Source organism: Pseudomonas sp. GW821-FHT09H03 (assembly GCF_059415945.1).
Map to the genome: position 1 here is coordinate 197,585 of NZ_JBWKOF010000001.1, position 16,900 is coordinate 214,484.

15 protein-coding genes and 1 pseudogene are annotated in these 16,900 nt (G+C 58.7%); 7 read left to right on the forward strand and 9 right to left on the reverse strand.

Annotated features, from left to right (window positions below; genetic code table 11):
• Positions 1-5 precede the first annotated feature (5 nt).
• From ssuD to AC07OG_RS00920, 6 genes are all read right to left on the reverse strand, one after another.
• Positions 6-1,154 carry an FMNH2-dependent alkanesulfonate monooxygenase gene (gene ssuD, locus AC07OG_RS00895; RefSeq protein ID WP_060542467.1) on the reverse strand — a complete coding sequence of 383 codons (1,149 nt, stop codon included), beginning with the start codon at positions 1,152-1,154 and terminating at the stop codon, positions 6-8.
• 26 nt (positions 1,155-1,180) lie between these two features.
• The gene (locus tag AC07OG_RS00900) at positions 1,181-2,161 is read right to left on the reverse strand and encodes a sulfonate ABC transporter substrate-binding protein (protein WP_495066004.1); all 981 of its coding nucleotides are present in this window, start codon (positions 2,159-2,161) and stop codon (positions 1,181-1,183) included.
• A 91-nt stretch (positions 2,162-2,252) separates the two neighbouring features.
• A complete protein-coding gene (gene ssuE / locus AC07OG_RS00905; protein WP_495066005.1) occupies positions 2,253-2,846 on the reverse strand; it encodes an NADPH-dependent FMN reductase in 594 nt (197 codons plus the stop codon).
• A gap of 276 nt (positions 2,847-3,122) precedes the next feature.
• Positions 3,123-3,761 (reverse strand): peroxiredoxin, encoded by a 639-nt coding sequence (locus AC07OG_RS00910; protein ID WP_495066006.1) that lies wholly within the window; start codon positions 3,759-3,761, stop codon positions 3,123-3,125.
• 291 nt (positions 3,762-4,052) lie between these two features.
• Positions 4,053-5,405: an OprD family porin gene (locus AC07OG_RS00915; protein ID WP_495066007.1), complete on the reverse strand. Its 1,353-nt coding sequence runs from the start codon at positions 5,403-5,405 to the stop codon at positions 4,053-4,055.
• 414 nt (positions 5,406-5,819) lie between these two features.
• Positions 5,820-7,151, reverse strand: a complete 1,332-nt coding sequence (locus tag AC07OG_RS00920; RefSeq protein WP_218423614.1) for an OprD family porin — start codon at positions 7,149-7,151, stop codon at positions 5,820-5,822.
• A 481-nt stretch (positions 7,152-7,632) separates the two neighbouring features.
• Between AC07OG_RS00920 and tauA the strand changes: the two are divergent.
• Positions 7,633-7,793 (forward strand): annotated as a pseudogene (tauA, locus tag AC07OG_RS00925) (taurine ABC transporter substrate-binding protein); the annotation flags it as partial.
• A gap of 43 nt (positions 7,794-7,836) precedes the next feature.
• On the opposite strand, the gene argA reads toward tauA, so the two are convergent.
• Together argA and argE are read right to left on the reverse strand one after the other, a co-directional pair.
• Entirely contained in the window at positions 7,837-9,135 is a 1,299-nt protein-coding gene (gene argA, locus AC07OG_RS00930) for an amino-acid N-acetyltransferase (protein ID WP_060542473.1), read from the reverse strand.
• Positions 9,136-9,300: 165 nt separating this feature from the next.
• Positions 9,301-10,461 carry an acetylornithine deacetylase gene (gene argE / locus AC07OG_RS00935; protein ID WP_495066008.1) on the reverse strand — a complete coding sequence of 387 codons (1,161 nt, stop codon included), beginning with the start codon at positions 10,459-10,461 and terminating at the stop codon, positions 9,301-9,303.
• Positions 10,462-10,618: 157 nt separating this feature from the next.
• Between argE and AC07OG_RS00940 the strand changes: the two genes are divergently transcribed.
• The gene (locus AC07OG_RS00940) at positions 10,619-11,986 is read left to right on the forward strand and encodes a CYTH domain-containing protein (RefSeq protein ID WP_218423612.1); all 1,368 of its coding nucleotides are present in this window, start codon (positions 10,619-10,621) and stop codon (positions 11,984-11,986) included.
• 108 nt (positions 11,987-12,094) lie between these two features.
• Here the strand turns inward: AC07OG_RS00940 and AC07OG_RS00945 are convergent, their stop codons facing one another.
• Positions 12,095-12,559, reverse strand: a complete 465-nt coding sequence (locus AC07OG_RS00945; RefSeq protein WP_060542476.1) for an Lrp/AsnC family transcriptional regulator — start codon at positions 12,557-12,559, stop codon at positions 12,095-12,097.
• A gap of 127 nt (positions 12,560-12,686) precedes the next feature.
• Between AC07OG_RS00945 and AC07OG_RS00950 the strand changes: the two genes are divergently transcribed.
• The 5 genes from AC07OG_RS00950 to AC07OG_RS00970 all read left to right on the forward strand — a co-directional run bounded on the left by AC07OG_RS00950 (position 12,687) and on the right by AC07OG_RS00970 (position 16,754).
• A complete protein-coding gene (locus AC07OG_RS00950; protein WP_060542477.1) occupies positions 12,687-13,025 on the forward strand; it encodes an ACT-like domain-containing protein in 339 nt (112 codons plus the stop codon).
• A gap of 90 nt (positions 13,026-13,115) precedes the next feature.
• The gene (gene tfpB, locus AC07OG_RS00955) at positions 13,116-14,900 is read left to right on the forward strand and encodes a type IV pilus assembly ATPase TfpB (protein ID WP_060542478.1); all 1,785 of its coding nucleotides are present in this window, start codon (positions 13,116-13,118) and stop codon (positions 14,898-14,900) included.
• Between the two features lie 92 nt (positions 14,901-14,992).
• Positions 14,993-15,913, forward strand: coding sequence for an SPFH domain-containing protein (locus tag AC07OG_RS00960; protein WP_060542479.1), 921 nt, complete (start codon positions 14,993-14,995; stop codon positions 15,911-15,913).
• A gap of 8 nt (positions 15,914-15,921) precedes the next feature.
• Positions 15,922-16,371: an NfeD family protein gene (locus tag AC07OG_RS00965; RefSeq protein WP_218423610.1), complete on the forward strand. Its 450-nt coding sequence runs from the start codon at positions 15,922-15,924 to the stop codon at positions 16,369-16,371.
• Positions 16,372-16,436: 65 nt separating this feature from the next.
• A complete protein-coding gene (locus AC07OG_RS00970; RefSeq protein WP_060542481.1) occupies positions 16,437-16,754 on the forward strand; it encodes a DUF2388 domain-containing protein in 318 nt (105 codons plus the stop codon).
• Positions 16,755-16,900: the final 146 nt, after the last annotated feature.

The window sequence follows — 16,900 nt, forward strand, 5'->3', positions numbered from 1 at the left end:
GCGCCTCAGCTCTGGGACGCAGCTTTAGGAAGAATATCGTTGGCGACCATCTCGCCAAACGGGCTGACGTAGCCAGCACTTTTCGGCAATTCAGGGCGTTCGATATCGAGGTGCGGGAACAGCAGTTCAGCCACTCGGTACGACTCTTCCAGGTGTGGATAACCGGAGAAGATAAAGGTGTCGATGCCCAGGTCCGCGTATTCCTTCACCCGTGCGGCCACGGTCGGTCCATCGCCCACCAGTGCCGTGCCAGCACCACCACGCACCAGGCCGACACCGGCCCACAAATTGGGGCTGACTTCCAGATTGTCGCGGTTGCCACCGTGCAGCGCAGCCATGCGTTGTTGGCCGACCGAGTCGAACCGCGCCAGCGAAGCCTGGGCACGCGAGATGGTTTCGTCGTCCAGGTGTGAGATCAGGCGATCCGCCGCTTTCCAGGCTTCATCGTTGGTTTCACGCACAATGACATGCAGGCGAATGCCGAAGCGCACGGTACGGCCAAGCTTGGCGGCCTTGGCGCGGACCTGTTCGATTTTTTCCGCCACGGCGGCCGGCGGCTCGCCCCAGGTCAGGACCATTTCCACCTGCTCGGCGGCCAGGTCCTGCGCGGCTTCCGACGACCCGCCAAAGTACAACGGCGGACGCGGCTGCTGGATCGGCGGGTAAAGCAATTTCGCACCTTTGACGCTGATGTGCTGGCCATCGTAGTCGACGGTTTCGCCTTCGAGCACACGGCGCCAGATGCGGGTGAATTCTACCGAAGCCTGATAACGCTCTTCATGGCTGAGAAACAGTCCATCACCCGCCAGCTCTTCCGGATCACCGCCCGTGACCAGGTTGAACAGCGCACGGCCACCGGACAGACGATCCAGGGTCGCCGCCTGACGCGCGGCCACCGTCGGGGAAATGATCCCGGGGCGCAGGGCGACAAGAAATTTCAAACGCTGGGTTACCGGAATCAGCGACGCCGCCACCAGCCACGAGTCTTCGCAAGAACGTCCGGTGGGAATCAGCACGCCGCCAAAACCCAGACGATCCGCCGCTTGCGCGACTTGTTGCAGGTAGCCGTGGTCGACGGCGCGTGCGCCTTCAGCGGTGCCAAGGTAATGGCCGTCGCCGTGGGTAGGCAGGAACCAGAAGATATTGAGGCTCATTGGAGTGGTCTCCTTGGGAAATCGGTTTACTGGGCTTTGGTTGCAGAGTTTTGGGCAACGGCTGCAGGTGGCGTCCAGATCACATCCTTGATGCTCAAAGGCTTGGGAATCAGCTTGAGCTGGAAGAAGGTGTCGGCGATTTTCTGCTGGGCAGCGACCACTTCCGGAGTCAGGAACAGCGCACCGTAGCCCTGGCGTTTAACCGAGGTCAGGGTGATGTCGGACGGCAGGCCGAGCAGCGGCGAAACCTGTTGAGTCACGTCTTCAGGATTGGCTTTGGACCATTCGCCGACGGCGCGCACTTCTTCGACGAGGGTCTTGATCACCTCGGGATTTTTCTGCGCGTAGGGTTTGGTCGCCAGATAGAACTGGTGGTTGTCGACGATGCCTTTGCCGTCGCGCAGGGTGTGCGCTTGCAGCTGTTTCTCGGCGGCCGCCTGATACGGATCCCAGATCACCCACGCATCGACACTGCCACGCTCGAAGGCGGCGCGGGCATCGGCTGGCGGCAGGAATACGGTTTGAATGTCGGTGTATTTGAGGCCGGCGTCTTCCAGTGCGCGCACCAGCAGGTAGTGAACGTTGGAGCCTTTGTTCAAGGCAACTTTCTTGCCCTTGAGGTCCGCGACCGATTTGATCGGTGAGTCTTTCGGTACGAGGATCGCTTCGCTGTTCGGCGCAGGTGGCTCATAGGCAACATAGAGCAGATCGGCACCGGCGGCTTGAGCGAATACCGGAGGAGTCTCGCCAGTGACGCCGAAGTCGATGGAGCCGACGTTCAGGCCTTCGAGCAGTTGCGGGCCGCCGGGGAATTCAGTCCATTGCACATCCACGCCTTGGGCGGCGAGGCGTTTTTCCAGAGTGCCCTTGGCTTTGAGCAGCACCAGGGTGCCGTACTTTTGATAGCCGATTCGCAGAGTCTCGGCCTGAGCTTGTGTAATGGCGCCGAAGGTTACAGCCGCAGCAAACAGAGCGACCAGACCACGACGCAAAATGACAGTGCGCATAGCGCTCTCCTTTTTGCAGTTGGGTTTTGGCTGCACCTGCTTGCCCGTTAGCGGGCGAGTAAGGCCAGTACATCAATGGTTTTGGTAAGGCTTAAATGCTCCAGCGAGCACTCAATAAACGTTCATTCAACAGGTTCGGATCGAGCGGCTTGGGCCGTCGTGCCATGGCGCCTAAAAACAGTTCCAGCGACTCTTGCAGGCGTTGCTCAAGCTCCGGGGCCAACTGCGCCAGGGCACTGCCTTCGCCGTAAGCGATCTGACTGTCCACCGCGAAAATACCGTGGAGCATTTCCTGCGCTTTCAGCGCCGAGAGCACCGGTTTGAGCGCGTAATCCACCGCGAGCATGTGAGCGATGCTGCCCCCGGTCGCCATCGGCAACACCACCTTGTGGCTCAAGGCCCGTTCAGGCAGTAAATCCAGCACGGTCTTCAATGCACCGGAGAACGAAGCCTTGTACACAGGCGTGGCGATCAGCAGGCCATCGGCATTTTCAATCTGTTGCAGCAGGTCGATCACCTTGGGGCTGTCGAAGCGTGCGTGCAGTAAATCTTCAGCGGGGAAGTCCCGTACCTGATAACTCACCACTTCCACGCCCTGCTCTTGTAACCAACGCCGGGAGCGATCCAGCAGCACCCCGGAACGGGAGCGTTGACTGGGACTGCCACCAAGTGAGACGACCAACATTCAGACGATTCCTTGAATGGTGCTGGCGATTCGCGGTTTGCGATCTCGCTTCGATGGAGTGACATTAACAGTTGATTTATATATCCATAAATCATATTTATTCATTTGGTTATTCCTTTAAGAGATATAAGGGCCGATTTTCTCCAGGCAAAAAAAAAGGCCGTCGAAACGGCCTGAAAGTCGCCTACCTTCTTGAATAAATCGCAGCCTGCGCCAGCTCCTGCAGGACGATGCGCCTCTGTAAAGATCGCAGCAAGCCGGCTCCTACAGCAGGAGTTAGCGATTCGGCTGCGGCGTCAGACGCAAGTATGGCTTCACCGCCCGATAGCCCTTGGGAAACCGCTGTTTGATTTCATCCTCATCCTTGAGCGATGGCACGATCACCACTTCGTCACCGTCTTGCCAGTTGGCCGGGGTGGCCACCTTGTAGTTGTCGGTGAGTTGCAGCGAGTCGATCACCCGCAGGATTTCGTTGAAATTACGACCAGTGCTCGCCGGGTAGGTGATGGTCAGCCGAACCTTCTTGTTCGGATCGATCACAAACAGCGAGCGCACTGTCAGGGTGTCATTGGCGTTGGGATGGATCAGGTCGTAGAGATCCGAGACCTTGCGGTCCGCGTCATCGAGGATCGGGAAGTTGACCTGGGTGTTCTGGGTCTCGTTAATGTCCTCGATCCATCTGTGATGGGATTCCACCGGGTCCACGGACAAGGCGATGGCCTTGACTCCACGCTGGGCAAATTCATCCTTGAGCCTGGCCGTGAAGCCGAGTTCGGTGGTGCACACTGGCGTGAAGTCCGCCGGATGGGAAAACAGCACGCCCCAGCTATCGCCCAGCCATTGATGGAAGCGGATGATACCGGCGCTGGAATTCTGTTCGAAGTCGGGGGCGATATCGCCAAGTCTGAGGCTCATGGTGCGGCTCCTTGTGAGTGCTTGATGAACTCAACTGTGCCTGTGTTTTTTATCTATTAAAAAGAATAGATATCGATTTACTTAGATCATATTAGAATATTAAAAATCTGTTCACTGGACGCACGCACGCATCACGACGAACATCGCCCCCAAGGTTCGAGAAGGCCTTGAGTTGCTGTAAAGAAGGGAATTTCAAGGCGGATTTACGGGGGTGAACCCGCTTTGGAGACGCAAAAGCCCCGCCCGGCGTGATGCCGGGCGGGGCTTTTTTATCGCTGTTACCGAACGCTATTACAGCAGCGGGAGCGAGTAACTGAGGATCACGCGGTTTTCGTCCTGGGAGCGTGTGTTCGGCAGGTCGGTGCGCCAGGTGGCATTTTTCCAGGCCACGCCAAGGTTCTTCAACGGGCCTTCCTGTACGACGTAAGCAACGCTCAGGTCGCGTTCCCACTCGGAAGCTCCGCTGGCCGCCTCACCACCGCGAGCGTTGACCGTATCGATGTCGTCACCGTGCAGGTAAATCAGACCCGCCGTCAGGCCTGGCACCCCGACTTTGGCAAAGTCGTAGGAGTAGCGTGCTTGCCAGGTACGTTCGCCGGCACGGCCGAACTTCTGGATTTGCATGTCGGTGATGGTGTAGTTCGACGAACCGTCACCCTGGTTCAACCACGGGAAGTCGCTGCTACCGTTGCTGACCTGGTAACCACCACCGAAGGTGTGACCGGCAACCGTGTACAGGAACAGGCCGCTGTACAGGTTGTTGTCGACCTTGCCTTTGCCGTTGGCTGCGCCTTTGTAGTTACCCGTGGTGTAGTACAACGGGTTGCTGCCGTTGGCACCGTCGTCGGAGCTGTTGAAGTAGCGCAAGTCAGACTTCAGGATGCCCGGACCGATAGCCCAGTTGTGCACCAGACCGAGGAAGTGCTGCTTGTAGAAGTCTTCCAGATTGCCATAGTAGTACTGGGCGGTCAGGTCTTTGGTGATTTTGTAGTCACCGCCGCCATAGATGAATTTGTTGCTGTCGCGAGCCGCTGCGCTACGGCCGTTGGCGCCGGAAATGGATAACTGTTGGTTGTTGCTCGAGTTACGCCCTTTGACCTGCTCGATCTGGCCACCGATCAGCGTCAGATCCTTGAACACGTCGTTGGAGGTGAGCTGACCACCCTGCCAGGTTTGCGGCAGCAGTCGACCGTCGTTGGTCACGATAACCGGCAGTTTTGGCTGCAGGGTGCCCAGTTTCAGCTCAGTCTGGGAAATCTTGGCTTTGGCAGTCAGGCCCAGGCTGGAGAAGTCATCAACCGCTTCGCCGTTGGACTTGCTCGGGAACACGGTGCCGCCGTACGAGTTACCGCTGGCGCCGTTGGTGCCGCCACCCGAATCCAGCTTGACGCCCAACAGGCCGATCGCATCGACACCGAAGCCGACGGTACCTTGGGTGTAGCCGGAGATGAAACGCAGGTCGAAGCCCTGGCCCCACTCTTCGTTTTTGTTCGGACCGGTACCGTCACGGTAATCGGTGTTGATGTAGAAGTTGCGCAACCCCAATGTTGCCTTGCTGTCTTCGATAAAACCCGCGGCGCCTGCCTGTTGGGCCACAACCCCAACGGCCACAGCCACAGCCATGGCCAAGGTGGATTTGTTCATGTTTCGCTCCTCTGATTTCTAATTCTGTGTTTCTGGTCCTGGATCTGTCGCCCGGGATCCTCAAACGCATATTTCGCGGCAACCGTCTAAACCGGTCTTTTGGCCGCGGCAGGATACAGCTTCATAATTCCAAAAAGAATTGATTGAACAATCCTTCATACCAGTTAGGAATATGCCCATTCAGGGCAAGTTCGAGTATCGGCCGTCTGGCCAATGCCTGAACCGATCAATGTGTTGGGAGATGTAAAGTAGACACAATCCAGGACTCATCCGTGACTCCGGGACGGCGTTACTTTAGGCCGAAAGATAAAAAAGCTAAAAAGAATAAAAAATAACAATGATATTCTTTTTGGAAATATAAGAAAAACCGCGTAAAAAAACCCCGCCAGCAGGCGAGGCTCTTTTACGCAGTGATTACAGGAAGCTGTAGGTGTAGTTGAAGATCAAACGAGTCTGATCTATATCGGGGCTGTTGGTGACTTCACTGCCACGGTAAACAGCATTACGCAGCGTTACGCCCAAACCTTTGAGGGCACCCTGCTGAATGGTGTAGTCGATGCGCATATCGCGTTCCCACTCGGACGAATCAGGGCCACGGCCGTTCGTTGCCTTGATGTTGTCACCGTGCAGATAAGCAATCGCGGTTTTAAGGCCCGGTACACCCAGTGCCGCAAAGTCGTAGGAGTACTGACCGAACGTGGTGTTTTCACCGGCACGGATAAAGCTGTTAACCATGGCGTCGGTGAACGAGTAGAAGCTGGCGCCACCGTTGCCTTCCGGGCGACCTCTACCATCGACTACGCTGCCCTGGTTCAGGAAGACGAAACCACCGTCATCGCTTACACGCTGGTGGCCCAACAGGAACGCGTTGCCGCCCAGGGTGTAGGTGAACATGGCGCTCCAGGTCTTGTTGTCGACCTCACCCAGGTTCTTGGCGTAACCGCCGTTGTTGTTGAAGCGGTAGCCTGGATCGCCGTTCTTGCCGTCAGAGCCGCTGTCGAAATAGCGGATATCCGTCTTGAAGGATTGTTTGGCATCGATCGTGAACACATGGACCAGACCAAGGAAGTCCTGCTTGTAGTAGTCCTTCAGATTCGAATGGTAGTACTGCAGGGTCAGGTCTTTGGTGACCTTCCAGTCGGCACCGGCGTAGCGGAACTGGTTGCTGTCCTGGGTACCACCATTGACGGCCAGGCCGGTGGAGTTGGACGAGGCACGACCGGCTGCATGTTCCAGCTGACCTGCGTTGAAGGTTACGTTGTCGATTTCCTTCGACGTGATGGTGCCACCGTCAAAGGTCTGTGGCAGCAGGCGACTGTCGTTCGCTACCAGAATCGGCAGGCTTGGCTGTAGAGCGCCACCCAGGTGAGCTTCGGTTTTCGAGAAGCGAGCCTTGACGTTAGCGGCCGCACGACTCCACTCGTCTACGGCCGAACCATCGGTATCGCTTGGGAAAAACGTGTTGGCGTCCGGATGATGGCCCTTGCCACCGTCCAGATGGATCCCCACCAGCGCCTGGGCGTCGATACCAAAACCAACAGAACCCTGAGTGAAGCCCGACAGATAATCAAACTTCAGGCCTTCGGCAGACTCTTTCTGATCCGCACCGCCTTCGCGGTTATCGTTGTTGAAATACATCGTGCGGGAACTGACGGAAGCCTTGCTGTCTTCGATGAAACCTGCGGCGCCTGCCTGCTGCGCCAAAACCCCTACGGCTACGGCAAGAGCCAAGGTGGACTTGTTCATTGTAAAGCTCCTCTGGATTCTAATTGTTGTGTTCCTGGTTTCGAGTCGACGCCCGAAAATCCTAAGATGAGCGATTAGCGCCAGACCGTGACTCACAAGTCAATCGTAACCATGTGTGTCTACGACCATCGTCTAATGCCCGGCTTTTGGGTCACTGCAAGGTCTTGCGTGTGTCATAAACCTGAAAAGATTTAGCTGGCTCTTTTCTAAGACCATTTAGGCATTCAGCTCTTCGCCGCAACCGCTGCGGCCTAGAGCTAGAACCGCTCGCAAGCTAATTACTAAATGGTATTTATTGGTGGTTTTTTAGTTCGTTTAGCGCTCACGCAATTCGGAAACAATTCTTTTACCGAAAGGCGGCCCCATGACAATCAGACGCGCACTATCCGGATCAATTGTTACAGTTTGTGTATCGCCGGCGGTTTCTTCGGCGTCCAAACGGGGAGTCTCACGGCTGGTTATCAAACCGGCATCGACCCCAGCGTTTCCGGATGCCAAGGCACAGCAAAGCACTGCGCTGCTGGACGGCGGCATGGCCAAGGCGATTGGTAGACGGCGAAGTTCCTGAAGGAACAAGGGAAGGTTGAAACGGTGCTGGCGGACTATTCGCCCTATGTCAGTGCGAAGTTTGTGACTGAGTAGTGATCGTTCCCACGCGCGGGAACGATCAGGTGGGCCAACTCGGTTACAGGGCTTTTTCGAAGATCTTCGAATTACGCTGGTAGTTGTACAGCGATGCCCTCGCCGACGGCAGGCGCTCGACGCTGCTCGGCACGAAACCACGTTCGCGGAACCAGTGCGCAGTACGGGTGGTGAGGACGAACAGGGTTTTCAAACCCTGAGCCCGGGCACGGGTCTCGATGCGCTCCAGCAACTCATCACCACGACCGCCATGGCGATACTCCGGGTTCACCGCCAGGCACGCCAGCTCCCCGGCATCCGAATCGGCAATCTGATACAACGCCGCACAGGCGATGATCATGCCCTCTCGCTCAACCACGCTGAACTGCTCGATTTCGCGCTCCAGTACTTCACGGGAACGACGCACCAGGATGCCCTGCTCTTCCAGCGGGCTGATCAGATCCAGCAAACCGCCGACGTCCTCGATGGCCGCTTCGCGCACCACCTCGAATTGCTCCTGGGCCACCAGCGTACCGCCACCGTCGCGGGTGAACAGTTCGGTCAGCAGCGCGCCGTCTTCGGCGTAGCTGACAATATGGCTGCGAGCCACACCACCGCGGCAAGCCTCGGCCGCCGCATCCAGCAGTTCCGCCTGATAGTTGCTGCCCAGACGCTGCAGATGCGCCGGCACTTGCTGCGGACGCAACTCGCGAACCAGACGCCCGTTCTCATCGATCAGGCCCGGCTCGGAGCCGAACAGCAGCAGCTTGTCCGCGCCCAATTCGATAGCCGCGCGGGTCGCGACGTCTTCACAGGCGAGGTTGAAGATCTCGCCGGTCGGCGAATAACCCAAGGGCGACAGCAACACGATGGAGCGTTCGTCGAGCAGGCGGTTGATACCCTTGCGGTCGACCCGGCGCACTTCGCCGGTGTGGTGATAATCGACGCCTTCAAGCACGCCGATCGGTCGGGCCGTGACCAGGTTGCCGCTGGTCACCCGCAGGCGCGAGCCCTGCATTGGCGATGAAGCCATGTCCATGGACAGCCGCGCTTCGATGGCAATGCGCAACTGGCCGACGGCATCGATTACGCATTCCAGGGTCGCGGCATCGGTGATGCGCATGCCGTGGTGGTAGTGCGGGGTCAGGCCGCGAGCAGCCAGGCGCGCTTCAATTTGCGGACGCGAGCCGTGAACCAGTACCAGCCGCACGCCCAGGCTGTGCAGCAGCACCAGGTCGTGGACGATATTGCCGAAATTCGGATGCTCGACACCGTCGCCGGGCAGCATGACGATAAAGGTGCAATCGCGGTGGGCGTTGATGTAAGGCGAAGCGTGACGAAGCCAATTAACGTATTCGGGCATGAACCTGGGCCTGTAACAAATAGCAGCCAAAAAATGGGCGAAGCGGAAAACGCACAGCGGGCTGATGGTTATCGTCGGAACAGGCTTGGCGACACGCGCGGTCTCCTCATGAATACGGGTAGCAACATTGGCAATTTATACCTGCTGGAGCCGGCTTGCCGGCTCCTACAGCTTATGTGGGGTCGCTGTCAGGCAGTAATGTTCAATCAACTGACGTAATAGATGCACCGTAGGCTGCAAACGTGACATTTCCAGGTATTCCCCCGGCTGGTGGGCGCAAGCGATATCACCCGGACCAAGCACCAGCGTTTCGCAGCCAAGGCGCTGAAGATAAGGTGCTTCGGTGCCGAACGCTACTGCTTCGGCAGCATGGCCAGTGAGCTTTTCAGCAATTCGCACCAGTTGCGCATCCTCGGCCTGCTCGAAGGGCGGAACTTCAGGGAATAAGGGTGCGTAATCGATCTTCACCTGATGGCGCTCGGCAATCGGGTTGAGCTTGTGCAAGATCTCGGCGCGCAGGGCTTGCGGGTCCATGCCCGGCAACGGCCGCAAATCGAACTCCAGCGAACATTGGCCGCAGATGCGGTTGGGGTTGTCGCCGCCATGGATGCAACCGAAGTTCATTGTCGGGGTCGGCACACTGAACTGCGGATTGCGAAATTCGCGCTGCCACAACAGGCGCAGACCACGCAGTTCACCGATGGCATCGTGCATGGCTTCCAGAGCGCTGTGGCCCAGACGCGGATCGGAGGAGTGACCGCTCTGCCCGAGAATGTCGATGCGCTCCATCATGATGCCTTTGTGCATGCGAATCGGCTTGAGCCCGGTCGGCTCGCCGATCACCGCCGCGCGCCCCAGGGGACGACCCGCGGCTGCCAGCGCCCGGGCGCCAGACATTGAGCTTTCCTCGTCGCAGGTGACGAGAATCAGCAACGGCTGCTTGAACGGTTGGTCGAGCAACGGTATGACCGCTTCGATAGCCAAGGCAAAAAAACCCTTCATGTCGCAACTGCCCAAGCCCACCCAACGGCCGTCGACTTCGGTCAGTTTCAACGGATCGGTCTGCCATAGCGCGCCATCGAACGGCACGGTGTCGCTATGCCCGGCCAGCACCAGGCCCCCAGGACCGCTGCCGAAAGTGGCGAGCAGGTTGAATTTGCCGGGATTGACCTGCTGGATGTCGCAGGCAAAACCCAGCTCACCCAACCATGTCGCCAACAGATCGATAACCGGGCGGTTGGATTGATCGAGCCCGGGCTGGGTACAACTGACTGACGGTGCAGCGATCAGCGCAGCGAACTGATCTTTCATGGATGGCAATGGCATCGCTGACTCCCGGCTCCCGAATTGAGGTCCATCATAGAACCATCCGATGGCAGGAATAAACCGTTGCGGCGCGCAGGTTTTGCCAGTGCTGTACACTGCACGACCTTGGCAGCCACACATTCCCCCGGCTGCGCTCCCGATCCTGGATTTTCCGGCCATGCAGAAAGAAACCGAAATCAAACTCCGCGTCAGCCGCGAAACCCTCGCCGCCTTGCGCGAGCACCCACTCCTGAAAAAACGCAACAAAAGTGGCTGGGAACGCCGTGAGTTGATGAATCAATACTTCGACACGCCTGAACGCGACCTGGCCCGCGCCAAGGTTGCCCTGCGCCTGCGCCGCGATGGCGAAGAAGTGATTCAGACGCTCAAGACCCGTGGCCAGAGCATCGCCGGTCTGTCCGAGCGTAACGAGTACGACTGGAACCTGCCCAAAGCCAAGCTCGACGTTAAGAAACTCGACGGCGAATGCTGGCCCGAAGCGTTGGCCGACCTGGACAAAAAAACCCTCAAGCCGATCTTCACCACTGATTTCGTCCGCGAGCGCGCCGAAATCGCCTGGGGTCGTGGCAAGGCCAAAGTGGTGATCGAAGCCGCGCTGGACCTGGGGCATGTAGTCGTCGGCAAGCAGAAGGAAGAAATCTGCGAGCTCGAGCTGGAACTGCGCGAAGGCGAACCGGCGGCCCTGCTGGAACTGGCCGCCGAACTGGCCGAGACCCTGGCCTTGATGCCGTGCGACATCAGCAAGGCGGAGCGCGGTTATCGTTTGTACGACGCCCACAGCTATTCCCTGAGCCTCCCGGCGCCGCAGATCACTGCCGAAACTCCGCTGGACGACGCCTTCGCCGCGCTGAGCTGGCACTTGCTGGGCAGCAGCCAGCGCCTGGCCGAACAGTATCGTTTCAACGGTCACTGGCGTTTGTTGCAGGATTGGGTCGAAAGCCTCGCGGAAATGCGCGCCCTGATCAGCAGCCTCGGGCAAGCCGCTCCACGTCAGTCGACCCACGACCTGCGTGTCGCGCTCGATGCCCTGCTCGAAGACTGGCGCCCGCTGGTACAAGCCGGTGTCGACGACGAAGACGTGCGCAAAGCCGCGCCGGAGCAGTTCCTCGAAGAGCTGCAAGACCCGCGCTGGGGCCTGTTCTCCCTGACCACTTCGCGCTGGCTGCTGGCCCGCACCTGGACCGCCGAGCGCAACACCCGTGGCAATCGCCAAGGCGCTGCGCAACTGGGCAGCTGGCTGCCGCGCCTGCTGGGCGAAGAAGCCAACTCGCTGCAATTGCAGCGTTATCAGCAACAACCGGAAGACCTCGCCGAGCAACTGCCGCGCATCGAACGCATTCAGGTTTGGCTGCACCATGCGCGCACCGTGCTGGAAATCCCGGAGATGGACCGCTTGTTTGGCGAGCTGAAACAGTTGGCGCAACTGGCTAACGAGCCGATCACCGATGAATCGCTGGATGCACGCAAGCAGCAGGCGATTGCTGTTTATCAAAATCGCGCCTGGAAAATGCTGCTGCGCCTGTAATACCGCCATCGCCAGCAGGCTGGCTCCCACAGGGGATTTGTGGCGTACACAAAACCAATGTGGGAGCCAGCCCGCTGGCGATGGGGCCCACACAATTGCCGCAGAATCTCAGACCGGTAAACTGGTGGTCGACTTGATCTCCGATAACGCCACGATCGAATTCACCTCCTGAATCCCCGGTACCAGCGACAGCTTCTCGAAAAAGAACCGCTCGTACGCCTCGATGTCAGCCGCAACGATGCGCAGCATGAAATCCACTGCCCCCATCAGCACGTAACATTCCAGCACTTCGGGAAAACCTCGAATCGCCTCGGTAAACTCGGTGAAGTTCGAACGCCCGTGGGCGTTGAGTTTGACTTGCGCGAAAATCTGCGTGTTCAGGCCGATTTTCTTGCGGTCGAGCAAGGTTACCTGGCCACGGATTATGCCCTCCTCTTTCATCCGCTGAATCCGCCGCCAGCACGGCGACTGCGAGAGCCCCACCTGCTCGGCGATCTGTGCGCTGGAAAGTGATGCGTCTTCCTGCAGCAACGCGAGGATCTTGCGGTCGTAGCTGTCCAGCTCGCTCTGCATAAAAAAACCCTGAATTGACTAACAAGCGAATTCAACAATTCTTGAAATGCGCCTTTTAGACCATCATAGAGAAGAAATACCCGGCGGCGGATGTAAAAATTTCTCCATGGAATCTGGAGCCCTGAACATGCCGCATCTCGAAGCCGTGAACACCCCACACACCCGCGCCGATGTCTGGAATGCCGGCAATGCCCATTGCCGGGCCCACTATCAATTGCTGGCCGAAGCCGAGCCGGACCTGCTGTGTCGCGCCCTTAACCTGTTCGCCTTGCAGTTGCTCACACCGCAACAAGTGAATGTGCAGCGTCAGGGCGATTTGCTGAACATCGGGATCGTCGTCGACGGTTTGAGCTGGCACCGGGCCCAAGTCATTGCGGAAAAACTTCGTAACCTGATCAGCGTCTGCTCGGTCGATCTGCAAGAGGCTGATTGCACATGGGTTGAAATGGCTCAGGCTGCGGGCTGAAAAACCCCGAAACGGCTTCATCGGGTAGTGGCCCAACGGTCTGCCGGGCCACGGCTATCCTTGGCGAACTGTTGTTCAAAAGGAGCCCGCATGTCCGTTCAACTCGTCTCTCAGGACCGCTGGCTGGATCTCAATGACGTACTGCGCGAGCTGGTCGCCCAGGGTTTTATCAGCCAGGATTCAGCCGAACACGCGCTCAACGCCCGGCGCCGCCATGCCGCCAATGGCCAGATGCATCCGCTGGAATTCATCGCCAATCAACATCTGGCCGATCTCAGTCGACCCGACAAATACCTGGACCTCGAAAGCCTGACCCAGTGGTTATCCCGGCAAGCCGGCCAGCCGTATTTGCGCATCGACCCGCTGAAAATCAATGTCGCGGCCGTCACCCCGTTGATGTCCTACGCCTTCGCCCAGCGCCACAAGATCCTCGCGGTCTCCATCGACCGTGACGCGGTAACGGTAGCCAGCGCCCAACCCTATGTCAGCGAATGGGAGGCCGACCTGACCCACGTGCTCAAGTTGCCGATCAAGCGCGTGGTGGCCAACCCGGTAGACATCCAGCGCTTCAGTGTGGAGTTCTTTCGCCTGGCCAAATCGGTCACCGGGGCGAACAATACCGATCAGCAGTTGAACAGCCTGGGCAATTTCGAACAGTTGCTCAACCTCGGCGCCAGCGACCAGGAGCCGGATGCCAACGACGCGCACATCGTCAACATCGTCGACTGGCTGTTCCAGTACGCCTTCCAGCAACGCGCCAGCGATATCCACATCGAGCCCCGACGTGAACAGGGCACGGTACGCTTTCGCATCGACGGCGTGCTGCACAATGTCTACCAGTTCCCGCCGCAGGTGACAGTGGCCATTGTCAGCCGCCTGAAAAGCCTTGGGCGCATGAACGTCGCGGAAAAACGCAAACCCCAGGATGGCCGCGTAAAGACCAGGACGCCCCACGGCGGCGAAGTCGAGTTGCGCCTGTCGACGCTGCCTACGGCCTTCGGCGAAAAAATGGTCATGCGGATCTTCGATCCTGAAGTGCTGCTCAAGGATTTCGACCAGTTGGGTTTTTCTGCTGATGACCTGCGTCGCTGGCAGGACATGACCCGGCAGCCCCACGGGATTATTCTGGTTACCGGGCCTACCGGCTCGGGCAAGACGACTACCCTCTACACCACGCTGAAAAAACTGGCGACGCCAGAGGTCAACCTCTGCACCATCGAAGACCCGATCGAAATGGTCGAGTCGGCGTTCAACCAGATGCAGGTCCAGCACAACATCGACCTGACTTTCGCCGCCGGCGTACGCGCGCTGATGCGGCAAGACCCGGACATCATCATGATCGGCGAGATCCGTGATCTCGAAACCGCGGAAATGGCCATTCAGGCGGCGCTGACCGGGCACCTGGTGCTGTCGACCCTGCACACCAACGACGCGCCAAGCGCCATCAGCCGCCTGCTGGAGCTCGGCGTACCGCATTATCTGATCAAGGCCACGGTACTCGGCGTCATGGCCCAGCGCCTGGTACGAACGCTGTGCCCGCACTGCAAGGCCCCCCTGGCGTTGGGTGAAGAGGACTGGCAGACCCTGACCCGTCCCTGGCAGGCTCCACTGCCGGGCAGTGCCCACCGCGCCATCGGCTGCGTTGAATGCCGCGATACCGGTTATCGCGGTCGCGCCGGTGTCTACGAAATCATGCAGTTCAGCGATAGCATCAAAGCACTGATCAATCCCGACACCGATTTGCTGTCGGTGCGGCGCCAGGCCTTCAAGGAGGGCATGCGCAGCTTGCGCTTGTCGGGGGCGCAAAAGGTTGCGGCTGGTTTGACCACCGTAGAGGAGGTGCTGCGAGTGACACCGCAAAGCGAGCAGAACTGAATTCTGCGCAGGGACGGTTCTTATCCGTGACCGGCGCCGATACACTCGAGCAATTGCAACTCCACGGATTCATACATCAACAAGGAATCGTTATGCAGATCGGTAGTGTTCTTTTACTTTTTGTCGGCCTGGTGGTCGCCATTCTGTTCATGGGTTTCAAAGTCGTGCCCCAGGGCTTTGAATGGACCGTCGAGCGTTTCGGGCGCTACACCAATACGCTCAAACCGGGACTCAACATCATCATTCCGGTCATGGACCGCATCGGGCGCAAGATGAATGTGATGGAAAGTGTGCTGGATATTCCGCCACAGGAAGTCATCACCGCCGATAACGCCACGGTACAAATCGACGCGGTGTGCTTCTTCCAGGTGGTCAACACCGCCCAGGCCGCCTACGAGGTCAACAACCTCGAACACGCCATTCGCAACCTGCTGCAGACCAATATCCGTACGGTGCTCGGCTCCATGGAGCTCGACGCCATGCTCAGCCAGCGAGACGGCATCAACGAAAAGCTGCTGCGCACCGTCGACGAGGCGACCGCGCCGTGGGGCATCAAGATCACCCGGATCGAAATCAAGGACATCAGCCCGCCTGCGGACCTGATGGCGGCAATGTCGGGACAAATGAAGGCCGAACGTATCAAACGTGCGCAGATCCTTGAAGCCGAAGGCCTGCGTGCCGCTGCGATCCTGACCGCCGAAGGCAAGAAGCAGGCACAGATCCTCGAAGCCGAGGGTAGTCGCCAGGCCGCGTTCCTCGAGTCCGAAGCCCGGGAGCGACAAGCAGAGGCAGAAGCCCAGGCAACCAAAGTGGTGTCAGAAGCCATCGCCAGCGGCAACGTCCAGGCGGTCAATTACTTCGTGGCGCAGAAGTACATCGATGCCTTGGGCAAGCTGTCCTCGGCCAACAACAGCAAGGTGATCCTGATGCCACTGGAGGCCAGTTCGATGATTGGTGCAATCGGCGGCATCGGCGAAATCGTCAAGGCCACCTTCGACAACAAGAAAGCCTGAGGCTCGTCATGTGGTCATTTCTGCAGCATTTGTCGTACTGGGACTGGCTGGCGCTGGGCACGGTGCTGTTGATTCTTGAAGTATTCGGTGCTGGTGGCTACCTGCTGTGGATCGGCATGTCCGCCGCAGCCGTGGGGGTGTTGACCTTTATCGTGCCGGACCTGTCCTGGGAACTGCAGTTTCTGCTGTTCGGCCTGCTCTCGATTGCCACCGCCTTGTACTGGTGGCGGCGCCAGCGCACGGCGGTGCGCGTCAGCGATCAGCCCAACCTCAACCTGCGTGGTCAGGAACTGATCGGCAAAACCTTTGTGGTGCACGAAGCGATTGTCGACGGTCGCGGCAAAATCAAGGTTGCCGACGGTGTGTGGATGGCCCGCGGACCGGATGCTGCTACTGGCAGCCGCGTGCGGGTGGTCGGCCAGCAAGGGGCGATCCTGCTGGTCGAGGTGGCTGAGTAGGCGGCAACGGAACTGGATTGCGCATTGGCAATCCAACGCCGCAGTTAATCACTGGAGTCACCTTTATGCGTTTCAAACTTGCTATCGCTACCATTGCGCTGCTGTCCTTGCCTGTCGGCTCGGCGATGGCCGATAGCTTTTGGCAGAACGTCATCTCATCCGGTGCAACGACCGGCTCGACCTACCTGACCTTCAAGGATCACAAGCTGATCGTCGCAGCCCAGGACGATGCCGGCAGTTTCGTCGCCAGCGACGGCGGCATCCGTGGCCCGTACCTGGAAGCGGCGATGCAGAAAGTCCGCGCCGACAATCCGGGGCTGCAGGCCACGGACATGGAGCTGGCGAATGCGATCCTTGCGAAGAATGCCGTAGCGTCCCAATAGATTGCCCGAGACACACACTAAGGGTGCGAGCCTTTGTGGCGACGGGCTGTGTGGCAAGGGGGCTTGTGTGGCGAGGGGGCTTGCCCCCGTTGGGTCGCGCAGCGGCCCCAAAAAAAACAGGGCCTGCTTCGCAGTCCAACGGGGGC

Excerpts from the sequence above, each read along its gene's own strand:
- AC07OG_RS00940 (WP_218423612.1), top strand. The coding sequence starts at position 10,619 with ATGCAGAAAGAAACCGAAATCAAACTCCGCGTCAGCCGCGAAACCCTC.
- AC07OG_RS00945 (WP_060542476.1), bottom strand. The coding sequence starts at position 12,559 with ATGCAGAGCGAGCTGGACAGCTACGACCGCAAGATCCTCGCGTTGCTG.
- AC07OG_RS00920 (WP_218423614.1), bottom strand. The coding sequence starts at position 7,151 with ATGAACAAGTCCACCTTGGCTCTTGCCGTAGCCGTAGGGGTTTTGGCG.
- AC07OG_RS00900 (WP_495066004.1), bottom strand. The coding sequence starts at position 2,161 with ATGCGCACTGTCATTTTGCGTCGTGGTCTGGTCGCTCTGTTTGCTGCG.
- AC07OG_RS00950 (WP_060542477.1), top strand. The coding sequence starts at position 12,687 with ATGCCGCATCTCGAAGCCGTGAACACCCCACACACCCGCGCCGATGTC.
- ssuE (WP_495066005.1), bottom strand. The coding sequence starts at position 2,846 with ATGTTGGTCGTCTCACTTGGTGGCAGTCCCAGTCAACGCTCCCGTTCC.
- argE (WP_495066008.1), bottom strand. The coding sequence starts at position 10,461 with ATGCCATTGCCATCCATGAAAGATCAGTTCGCTGCGCTGATCGCTGCA.
- AC07OG_RS00965 (WP_218423610.1), top strand. The coding sequence starts at position 15,922 with ATGTGGTCATTTCTGCAGCATTTGTCGTACTGGGACTGGCTGGCGCTG.
- ssuD (WP_060542467.1), bottom strand. The coding sequence starts at position 1,154 with ATGAGCCTCAATATCTTCTGGTTCCTGCCTACCCACGGCGACGGCCAT.
- AC07OG_RS00915 (WP_495066007.1), bottom strand. The coding sequence starts at position 5,405 with ATGAACAAATCCACCTTGGCCATGGCTGTGGCTGTGGCCGTTGGGGTT.
- AC07OG_RS00910 (WP_495066006.1), bottom strand. The coding sequence starts at position 3,761 with ATGAGCCTCAGACTTGGCGATATCGCCCCCGACTTCGAACAGAATTCC.
- AC07OG_RS00960 (WP_060542479.1), top strand. The coding sequence starts at position 14,993 with ATGCAGATCGGTAGTGTTCTTTTACTTTTTGTCGGCCTGGTGGTCGCC.
- tfpB (WP_060542478.1), top strand. The coding sequence starts at position 13,116 with ATGTCCGTTCAACTCGTCTCTCAGGACCGCTGGCTGGATCTCAATGAC.
- AC07OG_RS00970 (WP_060542481.1), top strand. The coding sequence starts at position 16,437 with ATGCGTTTCAAACTTGCTATCGCTACCATTGCGCTGCTGTCCTTGCCT.
- argA (WP_060542473.1), bottom strand. The coding sequence starts at position 9,135 with ATGCCCGAATACGTTAATTGGCTTCGTCACGCTTCGCCTTACATCAAC.